15 protein-coding genes and 1 pseudogene are annotated in these 19,447 nt (G+C 65.0%); 7 read left to right on the top strand and 9 right to left on the bottom strand.

Annotated elements, in window-relative coordinates; genetic code table 11:
• From E9536_RS42185 to E9536_RS25865, 6 genes and pseudogenes are all read right to left on the bottom strand, one after another.
• Positions 1-751, bottom strand: a pseudogene (locus E9536_RS42185) (hypothetical protein); the annotation flags it as partial.
• Positions 752-1,040: 289 nt separating this feature from the next.
• Positions 1,041-2,057, bottom strand: a complete 1,017-nt coding sequence (locus tag E9536_RS25885; protein ID WP_136471116.1) for a HoxN/HupN/NixA family nickel/cobalt transporter — start codon at positions 2,055-2,057, stop codon at positions 1,041-1,043.
• A gap of 162 nt (positions 2,058-2,219) precedes the next feature.
• Positions 2,220-4,331, bottom strand: coding sequence for an elongation factor G (gene fusA / locus E9536_RS25880; protein WP_027786656.1), 2,112 nt, complete (start codon positions 4,329-4,331; stop codon positions 2,220-2,222).
• Positions 4,332-4,569: 238 nt separating this feature from the next.
• A complete protein-coding gene (locus E9536_RS25875) occupies positions 4,570-5,070 on the bottom strand; it encodes a DUF192 domain-containing protein (RefSeq protein ID WP_027786657.1) in 501 nt (166 codons plus the stop codon).
• Positions 5,071-5,230: 160 nt separating this feature from the next.
• Positions 5,231-5,446: a hypothetical protein gene (locus E9536_RS25870; protein ID WP_011352970.1), complete on the bottom strand. Its 216-nt coding sequence runs from the start codon at positions 5,444-5,446 to the stop codon at positions 5,231-5,233.
• A 280-nt stretch (positions 5,447-5,726) separates the two neighbouring features.
• Positions 5,727-6,305, bottom strand: a complete 579-nt coding sequence (locus E9536_RS25865) for a pseudouridine synthase (protein WP_021163328.1) — start codon at positions 6,303-6,305, stop codon at positions 5,727-5,729.
• Positions 6,306-6,582: 277 nt separating this feature from the next.
• Between E9536_RS25865 and icd the strand changes: the two genes are divergently transcribed.
• Both icd and E9536_RS25855 read left to right on the top strand, forming a co-directional pair.
• Entirely contained in the window at positions 6,583-7,839 is a 1,257-nt protein-coding gene (icd, locus tag E9536_RS25860) for an NADP-dependent isocitrate dehydrogenase (protein WP_006478026.1), read from the top strand.
• 279 nt (positions 7,840-8,118) lie between these two features.
• Positions 8,119-10,347 (top strand): NADP-dependent isocitrate dehydrogenase, encoded by a 2,229-nt coding sequence (locus E9536_RS25855; RefSeq protein WP_059697763.1) that lies wholly within the window; start codon positions 8,119-8,121, stop codon positions 10,345-10,347.
• A 123-nt stretch (positions 10,348-10,470) separates the two neighbouring features.
• On the opposite strand, the gene E9536_RS25850 is transcribed toward E9536_RS25855, so the two are convergent.
• Positions 10,471-10,695 carry a hypothetical protein gene (locus E9536_RS25850; protein WP_006490888.1) on the bottom strand — a complete coding sequence of 75 codons (225 nt, stop codon included), beginning with the start codon at positions 10,693-10,695 and terminating at the stop codon, positions 10,471-10,473.
• 671 nt (positions 10,696-11,366) lie between these two features.
• Here E9536_RS25850 and E9536_RS25845 point away from each other — a divergent pair.
• The gene (locus tag E9536_RS25845; RefSeq protein WP_136471114.1) at positions 11,367-12,974 is read left to right on the top strand and encodes a multicopper oxidase family protein; all 1,608 of its coding nucleotides are present in this window, start codon (positions 11,367-11,369) and stop codon (positions 12,972-12,974) included.
• A 182-nt stretch (positions 12,975-13,156) separates the two neighbouring features.
• On the opposite strand, the gene E9536_RS25840 is transcribed toward E9536_RS25845, so the two are convergent.
• Complete coding sequence (locus E9536_RS25840; RefSeq protein WP_006488945.1) at positions 13,157-13,360, bottom strand: cold-shock protein; 204 nt, start codon at positions 13,358-13,360, stop codon at positions 13,157-13,159.
• Positions 13,361-13,905: 545 nt separating this feature from the next.
• Here E9536_RS25840 and clpS point away from each other — a divergent pair.
• The 4 genes from clpS (at position 13,906) to E9536_RS25815 (ending at position 18,910) form a co-directional block, all read left to right on the top strand.
• Positions 13,906-14,220: an ATP-dependent Clp protease adapter ClpS gene (clpS, locus tag E9536_RS25830; RefSeq protein ID WP_006398529.1), complete on the top strand. Its 315-nt coding sequence runs from the start codon at positions 13,906-13,908 to the stop codon at positions 14,218-14,220.
• Positions 14,217-16,517 carry an ATP-dependent Clp protease ATP-binding subunit ClpA gene (gene clpA / locus E9536_RS25825; protein ID WP_027786662.1) on the top strand — a complete coding sequence of 767 codons (2,301 nt, stop codon included), beginning with the start codon at positions 14,217-14,219 and terminating at the stop codon, positions 16,515-16,517. Before clpS ends, clpA begins: the two co-directional genes overlap by 4 nt.
• A gap of 103 nt (positions 16,518-16,620) precedes the next feature.
• The gene (locus E9536_RS25820; RefSeq protein WP_027786663.1) at positions 16,621-18,000 is read left to right on the top strand and encodes an amino acid permease; all 1,380 of its coding nucleotides are present in this window, start codon (positions 16,621-16,623) and stop codon (positions 17,998-18,000) included.
• Between the two features lie 139 nt (positions 18,001-18,139).
• Complete coding sequence (locus E9536_RS25815) at positions 18,140-18,910, top strand: hypothetical protein (protein WP_136471112.1); 771 nt, start codon at positions 18,140-18,142, stop codon at positions 18,908-18,910.
• A 51-nt stretch (positions 18,911-18,961) separates the two neighbouring features.
• Here E9536_RS25815 and dut read toward each other — a convergent pair whose 3' ends face one another.
• Positions 18,962-19,408: a dUTP diphosphatase gene (gene dut / locus E9536_RS25810; RefSeq protein WP_021160741.1), complete on the bottom strand. Its 447-nt coding sequence runs from the start codon at positions 19,406-19,408 to the stop codon at positions 18,962-18,964.
• Between the last annotated feature and the right edge of the window lie 39 nt (positions 19,409-19,447).

Below are 19,447 nucleotides of genomic sequence, written 5' to 3'. Positions count from 1 at the left end.
AAGAACCCCCACCGGAAGAACCCCCACCGGAAGAACCCCCACCGGAAGAACCCCCACCGGAAGAACCACCACCGGAAGAACCACCACCGGAAGAACCACCACCGGAAGAACCACCACCGGAAGAACCACCACCGGAAGAACCACCACCGGAAGAACCGCCGCCGGAAGACCCACCACCGGAAGAACCACCACCGGAAGAACCACCACCGGAAGAACCACCACCGGAAGAACCGCCGCCGGAAGACCCACCGCCGGAGGAACCCCCACCGGAAGACCCTCCCGAACCACCGTTACCAGACGCGTTGCCACCGCGGCCCGAGCCACCCGAACCGCTCGTGCCGCCGGATGTTCCGCTCGTCGTTCCGCCGACGCCGGCAGGTCCGACGGTACCGTTCCCGCCGCTGCCGCTGCCGCTGCCGCTGCCGCTGCCGCCGCCACTGCCACTGCCACTGCCATTTCCGCTACCGGGGCTGCTGCCGCTGCCATTGCCGGTCGCACCTGCGCCATTCCCGCCGGCGCGCCCACCGGCGAAGACGTGCACCGAGCACGCAGCCGGATTCGCTGCGCACGGCGAAGCGTCGTCGACCAGCATCATGACGGCGTCCGCACCGGCAACGGCATCGGGCGCGGAGTCCGGTGTCGCGTCCTGTGCGACGGCATACGAGCAGCAGCACGCGAACGCGGCTGCGGCGAACAAGGTTGCGCGATGGCACCGTCCCGTCGTGCGGAACGGTCGTTTCGTCTTGAGCATCATGGCCTCCCCATGCGCGCGATGCCTCGTCGCCGCGCGGCAATCTACGTGTAGTGCAGGGGGCCGGTAAAGGTTCGTAGTCCTGTCGGCAGCCGATCGCCTTCGGGCCGGCGCTGGACGCCAGCCTCGATCGCGGAGCGGCATGCGGGCCCGCCGTGCGAAGCCCTATCTGCCAGATCCGTGCCATCAGCCGCTTGAGCCCGCGGCACAAGGCGCGCGCAGCGCACGACGGCGCATGCAACGTCTTTGGTAGGAGTTTTGTTTCCGGAATGAAACGTCTGAGCTAAGTTCAGCGCGCGGGCGCATCGGCCGCGCGCTGCCAGCGGTGGAACAGGATCGATGCGATCCAGCAGACGAGGAACAGGGCGACGATGCCGTAGCCGATCGAGCCGAAGCGCTCGCCGACCGCATCGAGCGCGTCGCGCACGGGGCCCGTCAGCGACAGCTTGTCGGCCAGCAGGCCGGTTGCCTCGATCCCGCCGATCGCCAGCGCGACGGCCGCCGACACGAACGTGATGCTCGCGTTGTAGAGCAGCTTGCGCTGCGGATCGTCCATTGCCCAGCCGTACGCGTGAATCATCAGCACGTTATCGGTCGAGTCGATCAGCGTCATGCCGGCGGTGAAAAGCGCGGGAAACAGCATGACCGTATAGACCGGCAGCCCCTGGCTCGCCTGTGCGGCCGCGATCGCGAGCAGGCCGATTTCGGTTGCAGTATCGAAACCGAGCCCGAACAGCACGCCGACCGGATACATGTGCCAGCTCTTCGACACGAACCGGAACAGCGGACGCAGCAGCCGGGACACGAGCCCGGCCGGGCGGTGCACATGCGCCGCATCGTGCGCGTGCCCATGCCCGTGCGTGCCGCGATAGCGCCGCCACACGTCGCGCAGGATCGCCAGGTTCACGCACGCGAGCATGAGCAGGAAGGTGGCCGACACCGCCGTGCCGATCGTGCCGCCGATCTCGCGGAACGCATCGAACCGGTCCCGCAGCGCGAATGCCGTCAGCGCGATGCCGAGCGTCGCGGCGATCACGATCGTCGAATGGCCGAGCGAGAAGAACAGTCCGACGCTCACCGGACGCTGGCCGTCCTGCATCAGCTTGCGCGTCGCAACGTCGATCGCGGCGATGTGATCGGCGTCGACCGCGTGACGCAGCCCGAGCCCGTAAGCGATCGCCGCGGTGCCGAGCAGCAGCGGATGATCGCGCAACACGGCGAGCGCCCACAGCCAGACGGCGGCGTTCGCGGCGATCAGGCCTGCATAGAGGATCAGCAGGCGGCGCAGGGCAGGGGTGGGCGGCATCGGGACGTTCCATCTGACGATTCGCGCTGCATTGTGGCACGCGAAAAAAATACCGGTCGTGCCGATCAAAAAAGCCGCGTGCACGGTGTGCACGAACAAAAAAAGGCCCGTCCGGTTCCGGACGGGCCTTGCTGCGTGCGACAGCGCGAGATCGCGCCGCGCTTACTTCACTTTCGCGCTGATCACGCCTTCCGATACGTTGGCCGGCGTTTCCGCGTACTGCTTGAACTCCATCGTGTAGGTTGCGCGGCCCTGCGTGGCCGAACGCAGCGACGTCGAATAGCCGAACATCTCCGCAAGCGGCACCTCGGCGCGCACGAGCTTGCCGCCGCCGCCCGCGATGTCTTCCATCCCCTGCACGATGCCGCGACGGCTCGACAGGTCGCCCATCACGTTGCCCATGAACTCCTCGGGCGTCTCGACCTCGACCGCCATCATCGGCTCGAGCAGCACCGGCTTCGCGCGGCGCATCGCTTCCTTGAACGCCATCGAACCGGCCATCCGGAACGCGTTTTCGTTCGAGTCGACGTCGTGGTACGAGCCGAACGTCAGGTGCACCTTCACGTCGACGACCGGGTAGCCCGCGAGCACGCCGCTCTTCAGCGTTTCGGTGATGCCCTTGTCGACGGCCGGGATGAATTCACGCGGAATCACGCCGCCCTTGATCTCGTCGAGGAACTCGTAGCCCTTGCCGGGGTTCGGCTCGAGCGTGATCACCGCATGGCCGTACTGACCGCGGCCACCCGACTGCTTGACGAACTTGCCCTCGACGTCGGACGCCGTCGTGCGCACCGTCTCGCGATACGCGACCTGCGGCTTGCCGACCGTCGCTTCGACGCCGAATTCACGCTTCATCCGGTCGACCAGGATTTCGAGGTGAAGCTCGCCCATCCCCGAAATGATCGTCTGGCCGGACTCTTCGTCGGTCTGCACGCGGAACGACGGATCTTCCTGCGCGAGACGGTTCAGCGCGAGGCCCATCTTTTCCTGGTCGGCCTTCGTCTTCGGCTCGACGGCCTGCGAGATCACCGGTTCCGGGAATTCCATCTTCTCGAGGATGATCGGCTTCGCCGGATCGCACAGCGTGTCGCCGGTGGTCGCTTCCTTCAGGCCGACGGCCGCCGCGATGTCGCCCGCGCGCACTTCCTTGATTTCCTTGCGCTCGTTCGCGTGCATCTGCAGGATCCGGCCGAGCCGTTCCTTCTTGTCCTTGGTCGCGTTCAGCACCGTGTCGCCCGATTCGACGACGCCCGAATACACACGGAAGAAGATCAGTTGACCGACGAACGGGTCGGTCATGATCTTGAACGCGAGCGACGAGAACGGCTCGTCGTCGCTCGGATGACGTTCCGCCGGCTTTTCCGGATCGTGGAAGTCGTGGCCGAGGATCGCGGGCACGTCGACGGGCGACGGCAGGTAGTCGATCACCGCGTCGAGCATCGCCTGCACGCCCTTGTTCTTGAACGCGCTGCCGCACAGCATCGGCACGATCTCGTTCGCGATCGTGCGTTTGCGCAGCGCGGCCTTGATCTCGTCCTCGGTCAGCGATTCATGGTCGTGCAGGTACTTCTCGAGCAGTTCCTCGCTCGCTTCCGCCGCGGCCTCGACCATCTTCTCGCGCCATTCGTGCGCGAGCTCGACGAGGTTCGCGGGGATGTCCTCGTACGTGAACTTCACGCCCTGGCTTTCGTCGTCCCACACGATCGCCTTCATCTTCACGAGGTCGACGACGCCCTGGAAATGATCCTCCGCGCCGATCGGAATCTGGATCGGCACGGCGACGCCTTTCAGGCGCTCGCCGATCTGCCGCTGCACGCGGAAGAAATCGGCGCCGATGCGGTCCATCTTGTTGACGAACGCGATGCGCGGCACCTTGTACTTGTTGGCCTGGCGCCAGACGGTTTCGGACTGCGGCTGCACGCCGCCGACCGAGTCGTAGACCATGCACGCGCCGTCGAGCACGCGCATCGAGCGCTCGACTTCAATCGTGAAGTCGACGTGCCCGGGCGTGTCGATGATGTTGATCCGGTGCTCCGGATAGTTGCCGGCCATGCCCTTCCAGAAGGCCGTGGTCGCGGCCGACGTGATCGTGATGCCGCGTTCCTGCTCCTGCTCCATCCAGTCCATCGTGGCCGCGCCGTCGTGCACTTCACCGATCTTGTGGCTCACGCCGGTGTAAAACAGGATGCGCTCGGTCGTCGTGGTCTTGCCGGCATCGATGTGAGCACTGATCCCGATATTGCGATAGCGCTCGATGGGGGTTTTGCGGGGCACGTGAACCTCCTTAGGTTCGGATCGTAAGCGGGCCGGCTGGGCCGGCCCGGGCTGGACTAGCGAGATTTAAAGGATAGCGCTTGTCCGTGGCTTTTGCAGATGCGGGCAGTGTTGGCCGAATCAAGGCGGGCGCCGCCGCCGGCAGGCGAAAAAAAAGCCGGCGCGCAACGGGCGGCCGGCTTGGGTCGGTACGCGGCGTGACGTGACGCGGGTCGGGTCGGCGGCGCGGCGATATCCGTTACTGGGCTTGCGGCAGCCCTTCGAGCTTCATCCCGGGCTTGATGCCCTTCGCCGCGAACCAGCCCTTGCTCATTTCGAGGGCATAGACGCCGTTGTTGCGCGGGCAGTGGTTGTCGGTCGTCTCGGCCTTCATCTCGTCGATGTCGGTGATCGTGCCGTCCGCGCGGATGAACGCGATCGACAGCGGGATCAGCGTGTTCTTCATCCAGAAGCAGTGCACCGCGTTCTCGTTGAACACGAACAGCATGCCTTCGTTCGGCGCGAGCTGCGAACGGTACATCAGCCCCTGTTCGCGGTCGGGGTCGTTCGCGGCGACGGCCGCGTCGATCACGTACATGCCGGCGCGCAGCTTCACGCGCGGGAATTCGCTCGGCTGCTTGGCGCCGGGCGGCACTTGCGCGCTGGCGGCCTGCATGCCGAGCGCGAGGACGGCGAGCGCGGCGGGAAACACGGCGGCGCGCGCAAGGCGGCCGAGCGACGAGCGCAGGGAGAATTGCACAGCAAGGCTCCTATCTGGAAAACAAGACCCGCATGGTACGCGATGCGCGCCGACGGGCACATAAAAGAAAAAGGCAGATCGCCTCGCGGTGATCTGCCTTTCAACGCCGTAAGAACGGCAAGACTGCGTGTTCTTGACTGCGTTATTACAGCAAGCTTACTTAGTTCGAAGCAGCTGCCGGTGCTGCTGCGTCGCTTGCTGCAGCCTTCTTCGATGCCTTGTGGTGCTTCTTAGCTGCGTGGTGCTTCTTAGCAGCGTGCTTAGCCGGTGCCGAAGCAGCTTCAGCAGCAGCCGGAGCAGCTTCCGGAGCCGATGCTTGTGCGAAAGCAGCCGTTGCGAAGAGACCAGCGACCAGAGCGGCGATCAGTTTGTTCATGTTGTGTTCCTCAGCTTTAGTTAATTAACCAAATGACCCGGCAATAGGAGTCATGTCGTCTAACGGTGCCATCCACCTTTCGGTTGACAGACGCTTCGAGAAATTTCTCATTGCGCTGCGGGCGCCGAATCGTATTCGATAAAAACGTCGCTTTCGTGACGCAAACACGGCTCGGCTGCCAATGCCGGATAGCTAAGGTTGGCATCTGCGTGGTTTAACGCGCGATCTTCGCGGGCGGTTGACGAAAAAGATGACGAAAAATTCGCCCGTCCCGAATTCGTCATCCGGCAGGCGCGAAACCGTCCCACGGCGCGCGCGGCGGCAGCGCGATTGTTTCTCCCGGTGCAATGTCGAGCGCGAATATATCCAGTGCACCGATGCCGACGCGTACCAGGCGCAACGTCGGGAAGCCGACGGCCGCCGTCATCCGGCGCACCTGCCGGTTCTTGCCTTCGGTGATCGCGAGTTCGATCCACGTCGTCGGAATCGCGGCGCGGTAGCGGATCGGCGGGTTGCGCGGCCATAGCGCGTCGGGCGGTTCGATGAATTCGGCGCGGCATGGCCGCGTCACGTAGTCGCCGAGGTCGACGCCGCGCGCGAGCGCCTTCAGGTCGGCGGCGCCCGGCGCGCCCTCGACCTGTGCCCAGTAGCGCTTCACGAGCTTGTGGCGCGGCTCGGCGATGCGCGCCTGCAGCGCGCCGTCGTCGGTGAGCAGCAGCAACCCCTCGCTGTCCGCGTCGAGCCGGCCGGCCGCGTAGACGCCGGGCGTTTTTACCCAGTCGCCGAGCGACGGGCGCGTCTCGTGCGCGGAAAACTGGCAAATCGTGCCGAACGGCTTGTTGAGGGCGATCAGGTTCATGGCGGGTCGTCCGCCCGGCGCGCCGCGGGAGGCGGGGGCGGGCGGTCTATGGCAAATGGCGGAATCTTAATGCATAATACGGAACGCCAAGTCCTCTGTCTTATATAAGACATAAGTGGGGTCTTGATACGCAGTGCCGCGCTTCATGCCGAAGTGCCCGGTTGGGGCGCTAGAATAGCGGCTCGCTGTTGCCGTCACGGGGTGGCCATGCCGCGCCCCCGCCGCGCGCGCAGCTTCGACCAGCATCACCTGCTCAGCCACGTCACTGGAGTCGATCATGCCGTATCAGCACATCAAGGTTCCGGAAGGCGGTGACAAGATCACCGTCAACAAGGACTTCTCGCTCAACGTTTCCGATCAGCCGATCATTCCCTATATCGAAGGCGACGGTACGGGCTTCGATATCACGCCGGTCATGATCAAGGTTGTCGACGCGGCGGTCGCGCATGCCTACAAGGGCAAGCGCAAGATCCACTGGATGGAGATCTTCGCGGGCGAGAAGGCGACGAAGGTGTACGGCCCGGACGTGTGGCTCCCGGACGAAACGCTGCAGGTGCTCAAGGAATACGTGGTGTCGATCAAGGGGCCGCTCACGACCCCGGTCGGCGGCGGCATCCGTTCGCTGAACGTCGCGCTGCGCCAGGAACTCGACCTGTACGTGTGTCTGCGCCCGGTGCAGTACTTCAAGGGCGTGCCGTCGCCGGTGCGCGAGCCGCAAAAGATCGACATGGTGATCTTCCGCGAGAACTCGGAAGACATCTACGCGGGCATCGAATGGGCGGCGGGCTCCGAGCAGGCGAAGAAGGTCATCAAGTTCCTGCAGGACGAGATGGGCGTGAAGAAGATCCGCTTCCCGGAAACCTCGGGGATCGGCGTCAAGCCCGTGTCGACCGAAGGCACCGAGCGTCTCGTGCGCAAGGCGATCCAGTACGCGATCGACAACGATCGCAAGTCGGTCACGCTGGTGCACAAGGGCAACATCATGAAGTTCACGGAAGGCCTGTTCCGTGACGCCGGCTACGCGCTGGCGCAGAAGGAATTCGGCGGCGAGCTGATCGACGGCGGCCCGTGGATGCGCGTGAAGAACCCGAAGACGGGCAACGAGATCGTCATCAAGGATTCGATCGCCGATGCGTTCCTGCAGCAGATCCTGCTGCGCCCGGCCGAATACGACGTGATCGCCACGCTGAACCTGAACGGCGACTACATCTCCGACGCACTGGCCGCGCAGGTCGGCGGCATCGGGATCGCGCCGGGCGCGAACCTGTCGGATTCGGTCGCGATGTTCGAGGCGACGCACGGCACGGCACCGAAGTACGCGGGCAAGGATTACGTGAACCCGGGTTCCGAGATCCTGTCGGCGGAAATGATGCTGCGCCACCTCGGCTGGACGGAAGCAGCCGACACGATCATCGCCGCGATGGAGAAGTCGATCCTGCAGAAGCGCGTCACGTACGACTTCGCGCGCCTGATGGAAGGTGCGACGCAGGTGTCGTGCTCGGGCTTCGGTGAAGTGCTGATCGAGAACATGTAAGTCCCCTTCCGGGGTGGGCCGGCAGGTGCCGGCCGCCCCGGCGCTGACTGCCGGCGCCGGAGCGTTTCGTGGATGGCAGGTTTGTTGGCAGGGCGGTCCGGCATGCGGGCCGCGGCGCCGCGATGCGGCCCGGAGGCCCTGCAAGGTAGAACATGACGGCCCTCGCAACACCACCGCCCGGCTGAGCCGGCGCGCCCCTTTCGCGACCGACCCGGTCGCTCCCCGCCGGTTACCGCCGGCGCTCCTCAGTCCAAATTTTCACGTAGCAACGCATCGACCATGTCCACTTCGCCCAAGATCATCTACACCCTCACTGACGAAGCGCCCGCGCTCGCGACCTATTCGCTGCTGCCGATCGTCAAGGCCTTCACGCGTTCATCCGGCGTCGCCGTCGAAACGCGCGACATCTCGCTCGCCGGCCGCATCGTCGCGGCATTCGCAGACGTCCTGCCGCCCGAGCAGAAGGGTTCCGACGATCTGGCCGAACTGGGCCAGCTCACGCTGAAGCCGGAAGCGAACATAATCAAGCTGCCGAACATCAGCGCATCGGTGCCGCAGCTCAAGGCCGCGATCGCCGAACTGCAGGCGCAGGGCTACACGCTGCCGGCCTATCCGGAAGATCCGTCGACGGACGAAGAGAAGGCCGTCAAGGCCCGCTACGACAAGATCAAGGGCAGCGCGGTGAACCCGGTGCTGCGCGAAGGCAACTCCGACCGCCGCGCGCCGCTGTCGGTCAAGAACTACGCACGCAAGCATCCGCACAAGATGGGCGCCTGGAAAGCCACGTCGAAGGCGCACGTCGCGCACATGAGCGAAGGCGATTTCTACGGCAGCGAGAAGTCGGCGCTGATCGCCGAAGCCGGCAGCGTGAAGATCGAACTCACGACGACCGACGGCGCGAAGAAGGTGCTGAAGGAAAAGACGGCCGTGAAGGCGGGTGAAGTCATCGACGCATCGGTGATGAGCCGCAACGCGCTGCGCAGCTTCATCGAAGCGCAGATCGCCGACGCGAAGGCGCAGGACGTGCTGTTCTCGGTGCACCTGAAGGCGACCATGATGAAGGTCTCGGACCCGATCCTGTTCGGTCACTTCGTGTCCGTGTTCTACCGCGACGCGCTTGCGAAACACGCAGACGTGCTGGCGCAGGCCGGCTTCAACCCGAACAACGGGATCGGCGACCTGTACGCGCGCCTGAAGGACCTGCCGGCCGACACGCGCGAAGCGATCGAAGCAGACATCAAGGCCGAATACGCGGTGCGTCCGCGCCTTGCCATGGTCAACTCGGACAAGGGCATCACGAACCTGCACGTGCCGAGCGACGTGATCGTCGACGCATCGATGCCGGCGATGATCCGCGATTCGGGCGGCATGTGGGGCCCGGACGGCCAGCTGTACGACGCGAAGGCCGTGATTCCGGATCGTTGCTACGCCGGTGTCTACCAGGCCGTGATCGAGGACTGCAAGCAGCACGGCGCGTTCGATCCGGTCACGATGGGCAGCGTGCCGAACGTCGGCCTGATGGCGCAGGCGGCTGAAGAATACGGTTCGCACGACAAGACGTTCCTAATCCCGGCGGATGGCGTCGTGCGCGTCACCGACGAAGCGGGCAACGTGCTGCTCGAGCATGCGGTGGAGTCGGGCGACATCTGGCGCATGTGCCAGACGAAGGACGCACCGGTGCAGGACTGGGTCAAGCTCGCGGTCAACCGCGCGCGCGCGACCGGCGCACCGGCCGTGTTCTGGCTCGATCCGGCACGCGCACACGACGCGCAGATCATCGCGAAGGTCGAGCGTTACCTGAAGGACCACGACACGAACGGCCTCGACATCCGCGTGATGACGCCGGTCGACGCGACGCGCTTCTCGCTCGAGCGCATCCGTGCGGGCAAGGACACGATCTCGGTCACCGGCAACGTGCTGCGCGACTACCTGACCGACCTGTTCCCGATCATGGAACTCGGCACCAGCGCGAAGATGCTGTCGATCGTGCCGCTGATGGCCGGCGGCGGGATGTTCGAAACGGGTGCGGGCGGCTCCGCGCCGAAGCACGTGCAGCAGTTCGTCGAGGAAGGTTTCCTGCGCTGGGATTCGCTCGGCGAATTCCTCGCGCTCGCGGCATCGCTCGAACACCTCGGCAACGCGTACCAGAACCCGAAGGCGCTCGTGCTCGCGAAGACGCTCGACCAGGCGACCGGCAAGTTCCTGGACGAGAACAAGTCGCCGGCGCGCAAGGTCGGCGGCCTCGACAACCGCGGCAGCCACTTCTACCTGTGCCTGTACTGGGCGCAGGCGCTGGCCGAGCAGACCGAGGACGCGGCGCTGAAGGCGCAGTTCGAAGGCGTGGCGAAGTCGTTGTCCGACAACGAAGCGCGCATTCTGGAAGAGCTGGCTGCCGCGCAGGGCAAGGCGCAGGCCATCGGCGGCTACTATCGTCCGAACGTCGACCTGACGAGCCAGGCGATGCGCCCGAGCGCGACGCTGAACGCCATCGTCGACGCGGTTGCCTGACACGGGCCGCGCGATCGCGCGAGTCGAAGCAAGTGACGGCGTGGCGGGTCTGGCTGCCCTCCGCCCGTTACAAGAAAAAAACGCCCCGGTCGCCCGGGGCGTTTTTTGTTGCAGGCTTGCCATTCAGACGTGAACGATTTCCCATTCGGCGATTTCGTGCGGCACTTCGAGCGTTGCCGTGTCCAGTTCGGACAGTTGCTCGCAGTCGCCGCGGGAGATGTGGTCGGCCGCCACTTCGGGGCACGAGAATGCGCCGAGCAGGGCGTTGCCGAACGTCGCTTCCCAGCCACCGTTACCCGGCAGGATGTAGAACGACCCGAGCGCTGAACCAAAGCGAAATCCCTTCATTTCCGTTCTCCCTTTCTGATCACAAGCGATTCTGTTGTGCCTTCTGCCGGTTCGACCGGCTGTGGCCCGACTGGCTGCTTGCGCCGCGTTCCTTATCGAACGTCGTGGCGAAGCGTCAGTGCATGGGACAAAGTCTACGTCCGCGACCCGGTTGGATGGTGCATGTCGAACGGCTCCACTAAACAAAAATTCTCTTTCAAAAACAAATATTTGCATTCTGCGTTTTGTATTGCGGAACGTTTTTCGGCATCGCGAAACGGGAAATTTGTGCCCTGCACCACGAATTTTTACAACGCAGAGAGTTGTTCCGCATCGTGAAATATTGGCGGGTTGGCGAACCGGTGACGCGGCCGACGCCGGGGCGCGGCTGAACGGCAGGTGCCGGGCGGCCGCCTGGAGACTGCATGGGGCGGGCGGCGAGTGGTGTTGGGGAGCGAGTGAAGGGCTGCGGATCGCCGATCGGCGATGCCGGTCGATGCGTGCTGAATCCAGCGCGGCGTTGTCGAGTCTGCGGCGTATCGCCGCCCGTCCGGCGGCGACGCGTCTCGATATGAGCCTGCGGTTATGATGACGCGGGCATCAGGATTGGCGTCGCGCATCGGCGCTTCAGCCGGCCGGCGCGGGCGTCGCGGCGGCCGCGCGACGCAGCATGGATAACGAGGAACGATTTGATGATACGGAGAACCTTCCTGTCGCGCGCCATCGGTGTCGCGGCCGCGTCGCTGTTCGCCCGCGCCGCGTGGGCGCAGCATGCCGGTCACGCCGGCATGGCCGGCATGGACTCGATGGACGACATGCCCGGCATGTCGGACATGTCAGGAATGGCGGGTCACGGGCAGCACGGCAAGTCCGCGCCGGCCGCGCTCGCTGCCGCCGATGCGCTGCCGGCCGGCGCGCCGCTCGCGGCGCTGCGTACGCTCGCGAACGAAAGCCGCGATCCCGGCACGTTCCGGGCCACGCTGGTGGCCCAGCCGGTGGCGCGCCCGATGCTGCGCGGTGCGCGGCCGACCACGTTCTGGCAGTTCGGCTCGGGCACGCAGGGCCCAGTCGTTGGTCCGCTGATCGACGTGCGCGAGGGCGACACGGTCGAGATCAAGTTCGTGAACAAGCTGCCGCAACCGTCGACGATCCACTGGCACGGCCTGCCGGTGCCGCCCGACCAGGACGGCAACCCGTCCGATCCCGTCGCGCCCGGCGCGTCGCGCGTGTACCGCTTCACGCTGCCGAAGGGGAGCGCCGGTACCTACTGGTACCACCCGCACCCGCACATGATGACGGCCGAGCAGGTGTTTCGCGGGCTCGCCGGCCCGTTCGTCGTGCGCGCCGCGGACGATCCGCTGGCGGGTTGGCCCGAGCGCAACCTGTTCGTGTCGGACCTGAAACTTGCGCGCGACGGCACGATTGCACCGAACGACATGATGGACTGGATGAACGGCCGCGAAGGCCAGTTCGTGCTGGTCAACGGCGCGCGCCGGCCGCGGATCGACGTTGCGGGCGACGAGCGCTGGCGCGTGTGGAATGCGTGCAGCGCGCGCTACTTGCGTGTCGCGTTCGACGACGGCCGTGCATTCGAGCACGCGGGCACCGACGGCGGGCTGTTCGACACGCCGCGCCGTGTCACGTCGCTGCTGATCGCGCCGGGCGAACGTGCGGAGCTGCTGGTGCGCGCCGGCGATCGCGCGTCGCGCGCTGTGCTGCAGGCGGCCGAATACGACCGCCGCAAGATGTCGATGTCGCACGATGACGGGCACGGCAGCCTGCCGGCCGATCCGGCGCTGGCGCTGGCCGACGTCGCGTTTTCGCCGGCCACCGCGCGCGTGCTGCCGACGACATTGCGTGCGGTGCCGCCGCTGGGCGAGCCGGTTGCGCACAAGGAGGTCGCGTTCGGCGAGGAGATGGATATGGACGCGATGATGAAGGGGGGCGCACACGGCCGCCCGGCGGGCATGCGCTTCACGATCAACGGCGACACCTACGCGCCGCACCGTGCGACGCTGACGAGCCGCGCTGGCGACGTCGAGCGCTGGACGATCCGCAACGGCACTGACATGGATCACCCGTTCCACCTGCACGGCACGCAGTTCCAGGTGATCGAACGGGCATCGGGCGGTTCACGCACGAGCGAACCGTTCCGTGCATGGCGCGATACCGTGAACGTGCGCAGCGGCGAAACCGTGACGATTCTCGTCACGCAGGACATGCGCGGAGAGCGCATGTTTCATTGCCACATTCTCGAACACGAGGATCTCGGCATGATGGGTACGCTGAAGGTCGTGTAACGAAGTGACGATTATGTTTCACGTGCCGGATGAGTATCCGATCTGCGTGTGTGACAAGACAATACGTGTTCAATTATCGGGATTGAACGAAAAGGCCGGCCAATCGATAATCGATTGGCCGGCCTTGAAAAAAAAGAAACCCGGCGCAATGCGCCGGGTTTCTTCGTCTGATATCCGGTGCCTTATACGGCCTGGATGTTCGACGCTTGCTTGCCCTTCGGCCCTTGGACGACGTCAAAGCTCACCTTCTGGCCTTCCTTCAGCGTCTTGAAGCCATTCATGGTGATAGCCGAGAAGTGCGCAAACAGATCCTCACCGCCCTCATCGGGAGTGATGAAACCGAAGCCCTTCGCGTCGTTGAACCACTTAACGATACCAGTTGCCATTTCCTACTTCCCCTGTCACACAGTCGCTGCTACTTACCACGAGCACGCTCGAAAAGCTAAACGACCGGAAAATGCAGCCGTTCCCCCCTCACAAGCTCACCTCGGCCTCTTTCAACTTGCCGACCGGCAAATTGAAAAAAGTGCCAGCTTGATTGTTGGCGCTCTTTATTGGAGTGTCAAGTGGAATTTTTAGACGTTTAGAGGGACGTTGTAAAGAACCCATTTTCAGGGTTTTTCCGGCTTTGCTTGGCAGCACGCGGCCAAGCGCGAGGACTTGAAAAGCCGCATAATCGGCTCATATACCAGGCTCGAGTGACACGCGTTCGAGTCGTCCCGGCTTGTGGGATACTGGATGCGGACACGACGTTCCGGTGCGGTTCCCCCTGACGGTTCGTGTTCCGCGCCACGCGTGAAAGCCGGCACCGCAGCCGGCTTTCGTATGGCACGAAGAAGATTGCGTGTTCCGGGATTCCGGGGAGGGCGCCGGCCGGTCGGTCGGGTAATGGCAGGATTGCGGGCCTGTCCGAGTTGTTTAGAATGGGTGTATGGCGATTATCCCGGACAAGCAGGACAGCACCGTCCTGGAACGCAAGCAGCAGAAGCTCAAGCCGCCTTCGATGTACAAGGTGGTGCTGCTGAACGACGACTTCACGCCGATGGAATTCGTCGTGATGGTGGTCCAGGAGTATTTCAAGAAGGATCGCGAGACGGCCACGCAGATCATGCTGAAGGTCCATCGCGAAGGGCGAGGGGTTTGTGGGGTCTATACGCGGGACATCGCGTCGACCAAGGTTGAGCAAGTCGTTACCCATGCGCGGCAGGCCGGGCATCCGCTGCAGTGCGTGATGGAGGAAGCATGATTGCCCAGGAATTGGAAGTCAGCCTGCACATGGCGTTCATGGAAGCACGCCAGGCGCGCCATGAGTTCATAACGGTCGAGCATTTGCTGCTGGCCCTGCTGGATAATCCGACGGCAGCCGAGGTGTTGCGCGCGTGCGCGGCCAACATCGAGGACTTGCGTCAGAACCTGCGCAATTTCATCCACGACAACACACCTACCGTCCCGGGTACCGACGATGTCGATACCCAGCCGACGCTCGGTTTCCAGCGCGTGATCCAGCGCGCGATCATGCACGTCCAGTCGACGTCGAACGGCAAGAAGGAAGTCACCGGCGCTAACGTGCTGGTCGCGATCTTCGGCGAGAAGGATTCGCATGCCGTCTACTACCTGCAGCAGCAGGGCGTCACGCGCCTGGACGTCGTGAACTTCATTTCGCACGGCATCGCGAAGACCAACGGCGGCGAAGCCGCGAAGTCGGCCGACGCGAGCGCGGAAAGCGAAGACGCGAACGCGCAGAAGGAAACGCCGCTCGCGCAATTCACGCAGAACCTGAACCAGATGGCGAAGGACGGCCGCATCGATCCGCTGATCGGTCGCGAGCCCGAAGTCGAGCGCGTGGTCCAGGTGCTGTGCCGTCGCCGCAAGAACAATCCGCTGCTCGTCGGCGAGGCCGGCGTCGGCAAGACCGCGATCGCGGAAGGGCTCGCCTATCGCATCACGCGCGGCGAAGTGCCGGACATTCTCGCGAACGCGCAGGTCTATTCGCTCGACATGGGCGCGCTGCTCGCCGGCACCAAGTACCGCGGCGATTTCGAGCAACGTCTGAAGACGGTGCTGAAGGAGCTGAAGGAGCGTCCGCACGCGATCCTGTTCATCGACGAAATTCATACGCTGATCGGCGCGGGCGCCGCGTCGGGCGGCACGCTCGACGCGTCGAACCTGCTGAAGCCGGCGCTGTCGTCGGGTACGCTCAAGTGCATCGGCGCGACCACGTTCACCGAATATCGCGGCATCTTCGAGAAGGATGCGGCGCTGTCGCGGCGCTTCCAGAAGGTCGACGTGAGCGAGCCGACCGTCGAGCAGACGGTCGCGATCCTGCGCGGGCTGAAGTCGCGCTTCGAGGAGCATCACGGCGTCAAGTATTCGTCGGGCGCACTGTCGGCCGCGGCCGAACTGTCGGCGCGCTTCATTACCGACCGTCACCTGCCGGACAAGGCGATCGACGTGATCGACGAGGCAGGCGCCGCCCAGCGCATCCTGCCGAAGTCGAAGCAGAAGAAGACGATCGGCAAGAGCGAGATCGAGGAAATCATCTCGAAGATCGCGCGCGTGCCGCCGCAGAGCGTGTCGCAGGACGATCGCAGCAAGCTGCAGACGCTCGACCGCGACCTGAAGAGCGTCGTGTTCGGCCAGGATCCGGCGATCGATGCGCTTGCGGCCTCGATCAAGATGGCACGCGCGGGCCTCGGCAAGATGGACAAGCCGATCGGCGCGTTCCTGTTCTCCGGCCCGACGGGTGTCGGCAAGACCGAAGTGGCGCGCCAGCTCGCGTTCACGCTCGGCATCGAGCTGATCCGCTTCGACATGTCGGAATACATGGAGCGTCACGCGGTGAGCCGCCTGATCGGCGCGCCGCCGGGCTACGTCGGGTTCGACCAGGGCGGCCTGCTGACCGAGGCCGTCACGAAGAAGCCGCACTGCGTGCTGCTGCTCGACGAAATCGAGAAGGCACATCCGGACATCTTCAACGTGCTGCTGCAGGTGATGGACCACGGCACGCTGACGGACAACAACGGCCGCAAGGCGGATTTCCGCAACGTCATCATCATCATGACGACGAACGCGGGCGCCGAGTCGATGCAGAAGGCGACGATCGGCTTCACGACGCGCCGCGAGACGGGCGACGAGATGACCGACATCAAGCGCCTGTTCACGCCGGAGTTCCGCAACCGCCTGGATTCGATCATCAGCTTCCGCTCGCTCGATGAGGAAATCATCATGCGCGTGGTCGACAAGTTCCTGATCCAGCTCGAGGAACAGCTGCACGAGAAGAAGGTCGACGCGCTCTTCACCGACGCGTTGCGCAAGCATCTCGCGAAGCACGGCTTCGACCCGCTGATGGGCGCCCGGCCGATGCAGCGGCTGATCCAGGACACGATCCGGCGCGCGCTGGCCGACGAGCTGCTGTTCGGCAAGCTCGTCAACGGCGGCCACGTGACGGTCGATGTCGACGAAAACGACAAGGTGCAGTTGTCGTTCGACAAGCTGGCGAATCCGCCGCACAAGCCGAACGAAGAGACGGTCGAAGTCGAGTAAGCGATAATTCGTTGTTCATGCGAACGGCGCGGGAAGTTCTCCGCGCCGTTTCGTTTTATCCGGCGCCGGCGGCGCAATGGTGGTGCAGGGGAGTGGTAAGGCAGTGACACAACAACAACGGTCGTTCGACAACATCGTCGCGCGCGAACAAGGGTTGCGCCATGCGCTGACGTCGGGGCAGATGGCGATGATCGCGATCGGCGGCGCGATCGGCACGGGCCTGTTCCTCGGCAGCGGGTTCGCGATCGGGCTCGCCGGCCCGAGCGTGCTGGTCTCGTATGCGATCGGCGCGCTGATCGCGCTGCTGCTGATGGGCGCGCTCGCGGAAATGACAGTCGCGCATCCGACCGCCGGCTCGTTTGGCGCGTATGCCGAGCACTACGTCGGCCCCCTCGCCGGCTTCCTGGTGCGCTATGCGTACTGGTTCGCGGTGGTGTTCGCGATCGGCACCGAGATCAGCGCGATCGCCGTGTTCATGAAGTACTGGTTCCCGGCCGTGCCCGGCTGGTACTGGGTGATCGGCTTCTCCGCGCTGCTGATCGCCGTGAATCTCGCGAGCGTCACGCTGTACGGCACGGTCGAATACGCATTCTCGCTGCTGAAGATCGCGGCGATCGTCGTGTTCATCGTGCTCGGCGCGTATCTCGTGTGGTCGGCGCCGGTGGCATCCGGCATCGGTTTCGCCAACTACACCGCGCACGGAGGCTTCATGCCGAAGGGGCCGTGGGGCACCTGGGTCGCGGTGATCGTCGCGATCTTCAGCTACATGAGCATCGAAGCCGTCGCGATCGCGGCCGGCGAGGCACGCGATCCGCAGCACGCGGTCACGCGCGCATTCCGCTCGACCGTGTTCCGGCTCGTCCTGTTCTACCTGCTGACGCTGTCGCTGATGCTCGCGATCGTGCCGTGGACGCAGGCCGGCACCGACGAAAGCCCGTTCGTGAAGGTGATGGCCGCGACCCACGTGCCGTACGCGGCGGGCGTGATCAACTTCGTGTTGCTGATCGCGGCGTTGTCGGCGATGAACAGCCAGCTTTACGTGACGACGCGGATGATGTTCAGCCTGTCGCGCGCGCGGCTCGCGCCCGCGGTGTTCGGCCGGCTCGGCACGAACGGCGTGCCGCGCGCGGCGCTGTGGATCTCGACCAGCGGCGTCGCGGTCGCGGCCGTGCTGGTCGCGCTCGCGCCCGACACCGCGTTCACGGTGATGATGGCGATCGCGATGTTCGGCGCGCTGTTCACGTGGCTGATGATCTTCGTCACGCACCTGCGCTTCCGTTCGCGGTATCGCGGCCCCGCGCTCGCGTTCCGGATGTGGGGGCACCCGTTCGGCAGCCTGCTCGGTGCGGGGCTCGTCGCAGCGATCCTGTTCACGACCGCGTTCACGCGCGAATTCCGGATGACGATGGTGGTCGGCGTCGTGTTCGTCGTGCTGCTCACGCTCGCGTACGCGCTGCATTACCGGCACGAACACGCTCGTTGACGGTACCGGCGCGGCCGCCCGCGCCGTTTTTTTCCGGTCGCTAAGGTTCCGTTAAGCCCGCGGCGCCTACATTCGATCCTGCCTGCAAGGCGGGCGCGGCATGCGCCGGCTCGCCGCCTTCCTGCAAAAAGGGGTGCGAATGAACAAACTTCCCGAAATCACGCTCGCGTTCTGGATCATGAAGATCTGCGCGACGACACTCGGCGAAACCGGCGGCGACCTGTTGTCGATGACGCTGAACGTCGGCTATGCGGTGAGCTCGATCCTGCTGTTCGGTTTCTTTCTCGTGACGCTGGGTGCGCAGCTCAGGACGACGCGTTATCGCCCGGCGATCTACTGGGCCGTGATCGTCGCGACGAGCACGGCCGGCACGACGATGTCCGATTTCATGGATCGCACGCTCGGCCTCGGCTATGCGGCCGGCTCGTCGATCCTGGTCGCGATCCTGCTGACCATCTTCGCCGTGTGGCGCCTCAGCGGCGAATCGCTGTCGGTCGACCTGATCCGCACGCGCAAGGTCGAGCTGCTGTACTGGATCGCGATCCTGTTCTCGAACACGCTGGGCACCGCGCTCGGCGACTTCCTCGCGGACAGCTCGGGGCTCGGTTTCGGCGGCGGCGCGCTGCTGATCGGCGGGTTGCTCGCGGCGATCGTGCTTGCGCACTATTTCACGCGGATCTCGGGCGTGCTGCTGTTCTGGGCCGCGTTCGTGCTCACGCGGCCGTTCGGTGCGACGGTCGGCGATCTGCTGACGAAGCCGGTTGCGAAGGGTGGCCTCGCGCTCGGGACGGTTGGTTCGTCGGCGGTGCTGCTCGGCGTGCTGGTCGCACTGGTGATCTACGCGATCGTCGCCCAGGCGCGGCAGCGTGACCTTGCGCCCGCGCGGATCGCGCAACCCGTCGAAGAGTGACGGCGACGGACAGGAAAAAGGGGCCGCGAGGCCCCTTTGTCATTGCGCCGTTCAGTGCCGCCCGGTGCTGCCGAAGCCGCCCTCGCCGCGATCGCTTTCCGCGAAGTCGTCGACGATGTTGAACTGCGCCTGCACGACCGGCACGATCACGAGCTGGGCGAGCCGTTCGAACGGATTCAGCACGAACTCGGTCTGGCCGCGGTTCCACGTCGAGACCATCAACTGGCCCTGGTAGTCGGAATCGATCAGGCCGACGAGGTTGCCGAGCACGATGCCGTGCTTGTGGCCGAGGCCCGAGCGCGGCAGGATCAGCGCGGCGTAGCCCGGATCGGCGAGGTGGATCGCGAGGCCCGTCGGCACGAGCGTCGTTTCGCCCGGCTGCAGCGTCACCGGCGCGTCGAGGCACGCACGCAGGTCGAGGCCCGCGCTGCCGGTGGTCGCGTAGGCGGGCAGGTAGTCGCGCATGCGCGCGTCGAGAATCTTCAGGTCGAGTTTCATGCGGTCGTCGGATGAGGCGGGAAGGGCGCGGCGGCGGCC

Origin of the sequence: Burkholderia sp. LS-044 (genome assembly GCF_004803625.1) — a bacterium.
GTDB classification, from domain to species: domain Bacteria; phylum Pseudomonadota; class Gammaproteobacteria; order Burkholderiales; family Burkholderiaceae; genus Burkholderia; species Burkholderia cepacia.
The sequence above is the reverse complement of the archived record's forward strand: the minus strand, read 5'-3'. Positions and strand labels throughout refer to the sequence as shown.